2 protein-coding genes and 2 pseudogenes are annotated in these 4,689 nt (G+C 66.6%); 1 reads left to right on the forward strand and 3 read right to left on the reverse strand.

Annotated features, from left to right (window positions below; translation table 11 throughout):
• The coding region (locus tag AB0B91_RS63615) for a tetratricopeptide repeat protein (protein ID WP_358342693.1) at positions 1-538 on the forward strand (538 nt) is incomplete at its 5' end.
• Positions 539-714: 176 nt separating this feature from the next.
• Here AB0B91_RS63615 and AB0B91_RS63620 read toward each other — a convergent pair.
• The 3 genes and pseudogenes from AB0B91_RS63620 to AB0B91_RS63630 all read right to left on the reverse strand — a co-directional run.
• A pseudogene (locus AB0B91_RS63620) lies at positions 715-1,509 on the reverse strand (IS1380 family transposase); the annotation flags it as partial.
• Between the two features lie 174 nt (positions 1,510-1,683).
• The gene (locus AB0B91_RS63625; RefSeq protein WP_358342695.1) at positions 1,684-3,444 is read right to left on the reverse strand and encodes a reverse transcriptase domain-containing protein; all 1,761 of its coding nucleotides are present in this window, start codon (positions 3,442-3,444) and stop codon (positions 1,684-1,686) included.
• Positions 3,445-3,976: 532 nt separating this feature from the next.
• A pseudogene (locus tag AB0B91_RS63630) lies at positions 3,977-4,486 on the reverse strand (transposase); the annotation flags it as partial.
• Between the last annotated feature and the right edge of the window lie 203 nt (positions 4,487-4,689).

A 4,689-nucleotide genomic window follows, 5' to 3' on the forward strand; every position in this document is an offset into this window, starting at 1 on the left:
TGATCACCGTTTCGACCTCGCCAAGTCACTCACCAACCTCGGCAAGACCCTCTCGGAACTGGACCGGTGGGTCGAAGCCCTCGAGGCCGAGCAGGAAGCCATCGCCCTCTACCGGCTTCTGGCCGATGCCGATCCTGACGAACACCGCCACGACTGCGCCAAATCCCTGTTCAACCTGGGCGTCACCTTCACACAACTCGATCGGCTGGCCGAAGCCCGCAACGCCGAGCAAGAAGCTGTCACTCTCTACCGGCAACTCGCCGCAACCCACCCTGAGCATCATCGTCAGGACCTTGCCGACTCTCTGACCAGCCTCGGAATGACGCTTCTGCTGCTGGGCCGCCCGGCAGAAGCCCTCCACGCCCAAGAGGAGGCCATCACCATCTACAGACGCTTGGCTGAGACGAATGCCGGAACCCACCGCCCCCACCTCGCTGACGCCCTTACCAACCTCAGCGTGACCCTCTCGGCACTGCGCAGTGAGGAAGAAGCATTGCGGGCGCAGAAAGAAGCAGAATTCATCCGGCGCGGACAATAGGGAGCGTTAACCTCGATCTAATGAGAGTCAGCGGGTCGCCAGCTGTCGCGCCGGGTGGGCGGGGTTCCACAGGCCCGCGGGGTGTCCTTTCCTGGTCGTGGGGTCGGTTTGGTGGCTGGTCAGGGCGGGGCCGGCAGGGCTTGCAGGCGGGTAAGAGCGGTGAGGATGTCGCGGGCCTAGGGCCATCGGGCGGCGATGCGCAGGCGCAGACGGCGGCCGCCACGCGCCAGCCGTCCGGCCACGGCGAACAGCCGCAGACGCAGGCGCTTGGGCTCGTAGGCGCGGGCTGCGGTGGCGGGCAGGGCCAGCATCTGCGTCCAGGTGAGGAGCTCGCAGGCCAGGGCGACGAGCTCGCATCAGATCTGGTTGCGAGCGAGGTCGTGCAGCGGCAGGTTGGCCAGGCCGGTGTCCTTGGCGCAGCGGATGCGGTCTTCGGCGCGGGCCCGGCGGCGGTGGCGCAGTTCCAGGTCGGCGAGCTGGCCGCGTTTGGCGTCGGTGACGAAGCAGGTGACGCGGCAGCCGTCGACGTCGGTGAAGCGCAGCTGGGCGCCGGGGTGCGGGCGTTCTTTGCGGGCGATGACGCGCATGCCCTTGGGCCAGCCGGACAAGTCGAGCAGGCCGGCCAGTTCGGTCACCCAGGCGCCGGGCCGCACTTGCCGGTCGGCGTCGTAGGCGGGCGTCCACGCGCTGTTGGGCAGGCGCAGGACGGCGTGCTGGATCTCCTCGGTGAGGGTGAACCCGATCGAGTACGACAGGCGGCGGCCTGGTTTGGTGAGCCAGGACAGGAACTCGTGGGTGCCGCCGCCGGAGTCGGTGCGGATGAGGACCTGGCGTCTGCGGTGTTTGCGCAGCTGGGCCAGGGCCAGGCGGGTGGCTTCGATGTGGTCGGCGGCGGTGTTGGAGCGAGCGTTGCCCAGCCGCAGCATGATGGCCAGGGGTTCGCCGGAACCACCCAGGCCGTGGTCGGCGAAGGTGGGCCCCGGCCGTTCCTGCTGATGTCCACGACGAAGTACCGTCATCGGAGCACCGGTAGGCCACCGGCGAGGTGCCCGCGCGGAGCGCGGGTCCTTTTCCGGTGACCTCCGGCCCGAACCGCCCGTGCGGCTTTGACCGCAGACGGCTCTCCAGTGATCTTCGTGGTTCCGTCAGCCGCTGGCGTGGATGGTGGTGTGACAGTCACGGCAGACCACGAGGGTCTTTCGCCGTTTCTTGACCATCACCGTCACCCAGGCCGGGTGCGGCTGCCTGCGGTCGGTCAGGTCCGCGAGGCTGCGAACGTGGTGGACGACAATGTCGTCCGTTTCGCCGCAGATCTCGCAGCGTCCGGCCAGGAGCCTGGAGATCAGTTCCTTGCGCCGGACAACGGTCCTGGTCATGGACTTGTCGATGACCAGTGCGGTTCTCTGCCGCCGCAGCGGAATCCCGCCGAACCGCGCGACCAGCGGCTTCCTGCCGGGACGCTCCGTGATGACCTGCAAGCACGTGCGGGGTCCGACCGGGGTGTCGACTTTGGCCTTGTATCTCCGGGCCATGGTCGCGACGGTCGAGCGGTGCTTGCCGGCGAGCGTTTTGAGCAGCGAGGTTTCCATCACCCAGCGGAGCCGGGCGAGGCGGAATACGTCGCTGGCGAGCAGGTAGTACTGGACGATGCCTCGGTACTCGGCTCCGTAGGTCCTGATGATGTCCCGGTCCGGGGCGGCGAACAGGTTGGAGCGGTGCACGGGTTTGCCGCGGTCGAGGTAGCGAGTGCAGTAGGCCTTGACCACCGGGATCGGCACCCGCAGCCGGATCACGCCGTTGACGGACCTCCGCCGGTTCGTGACCTTTGTGCTGCTGTGCTGAACGGTGATCTCGTAGCCGAGGAACCGTGCCGCTTGGGTGCGGGCATGGGTGATCAGGGTCTTGTCCGGCGACAATTCGAGCTTGAGGTCTTCATGCAGGAACTGGGCCAGGCGTGCCTTGATCTGCTCGGCTTCGGCCTTGGGTCCGGCGAACCCGAACAGGATGTCGTCGGCATAACGGATGTAGCGGAGCCTGCGATAGCCCGGATCTCGGGGATCTGAGCTGGGCAAGGACCGCAGCCGTTGGCGCAGCGCCCGGAAGGTGGCGAGATCGCCGCGTTCGCGGGCTCTGCGCATCGCGTAGTACGTCCTGTGATACTCCCGGTTCGGTTTCCGGGAGCCTCCTCGGGTGTATTCCGGGATGAGGACGGTCTCGACGAAGACGTCCAACCGGTCCAGATAGATGTTGGACAAGATCGGTGACGCGACCCCGCCCTGCGGACAACCGCTGAGCGTCGCGTTGAAGATCCAATCTTCCAGGTATCCGGCCTGCAGCATGTGCCTGATCAGCCGAAGAAACCGGCCGTCATGGATGTTCGCCGCCAGCCTCGTCATCATGACGTCGTGGTCGAGGCTGCCGAAGCAGTCGGCGATATCCCCTTCGATGAACCAGGTCGTGCCCTGCCACGTGTCCGCGACCTTGCGGAGCGCGGTGTGACAGCCGCGACCTGGCCGAAACCCGTGAGAGGCGTCGCGGAAGGTCGGCTCGTAGTAGGCCTCCAGCAGCAGGCGCACCACTTCGGCCACCAGCTTGTCTGTCCAGGAAGGAAGGCCGAGCGGGCGGCGTGTGCCGTTCTTCTTCGGGATGTGGATCCTTCGTGCGGGACTCCACCGGAAGCGCTCGTGGCGCAGCGCGTCGATGACGCGTCCGATCTTGCCCAGCGACATGCCGTCCACGGTCTCCCGGCTCGTCCCGGGCGTCATCGCTCCGTGATTGGAGTAGAGCCGCCCGTAGGCCAGCAAATACAACTGCGGGTTGAACAGTTGCCGATACAACTCCTCACACGACCGGCCGCGCCTGCCGCGTTCACGCAGGACACCCAGCACCGTTTCGGCGCTCTGCATTTCGCATACCTCCCAGACCGGGATGTCCGATCACCTGTGCCCCTTGGCCCTGTGGACGGCTTTCCCGTCCTCCCCGGCAGGCCGTGACCCCTGCGACTACTACGGGCACTCCGTCGCCGTAGGACTCGCATCCCGTAGGCGATCCCATGTTCGTCTCCGACGTACGTAACAGCGTGAGGTAGGCGCCCCACTCATCTCCTTCAACACCCTGACTGGGCGTCGCTCCGCCGACTGAAAGGTGCGGCGGCCCTTCCATCAAGCCACCGCAGTCGACGGCACCGGCCTCAGACGCCTTGCCGGTGGAGTCTCCGTTGCCTCCGCTGGAGATTGGGGTTCAGGCAATCCAGCTTTCGCCATGTCACGCGGGCCTCCTGGCGCGCCATCCGCAGCGTCTCGGCATGGCCGCCAGTTTCCTGACATGCTCTGGTCCCGTCACCGTTTCCGGATCGGGTAAGTCATTAGGCCCAGGAACCTCCTTCCGAGTTCCTCCCAGCTATGCCGGGGATACGCCAGAGCGCCTCATGGCGCACTGGAAGCCGAAGGTCTTCTTCCAGGTCGGTGCCGCCTGTTGTTTGTCGGAGTGGGCGATGACGATGGTGGCGTCGATGTCGAGGGGGATCAGCTCGCCGTCACTGCCCGGCGCCGTCGTTCCTGCCAGTTGTCAGGCCCGCCTGCGGGCGAGGGCGCGGGCCGCGCGCAGGGCCTTGAACGCCTTGACCTCATCGCGGGCGAGCCGCTCGATCAGGCGGCAGACGGTCGGGTCGGAGGCCACAGGTCCGAACAACTCGGGCTGTGCACGCAGCAGGGCGATGTCGGCCAGGCAGTCCCCGCCCAGCGCGAGGCTGACGGCCAGATCGGCCACGATCTTGCAGGGATCGTGCACCGTGCGCTCTGGTCGCCAGCGCTCCAGCTGGTCCGACAGCGCCCGGTCCAGGCCGGTGAGATGCAGGGTCTTGAGCAGCAGGACGCTCCCGGCGTGGGACAGCAGTCCCGTGCCGTCGGCGGAGGCGGTGATCGTGCGGTGGGAGACGATAGTCTTCACGTGGAAAGTGCTTCTCGATCTGGCGCGGACAGGACTCTAGACAAGCCCCATCTCCCAGCTCAGAAGCACTTTTCTTATGTAATCGATCAACTCGCGCGAAATTCACCGCGTAGGGTCGGGGGCTGGCGCGGTGGCGTCTCCTGGCGGTAGGGCCTGGGGCCTTCATGTTCCGCCGGTTTCCCGGTCGGTTGTGCCACCCCAGT

The organism is Nonomuraea sp. NPDC049141, assembly GCF_040648415.1.
Taxonomy (GTDB): domain Bacteria; phylum Actinomycetota; class Actinomycetes; order Streptosporangiales; family Streptosporangiaceae; genus Nonomuraea.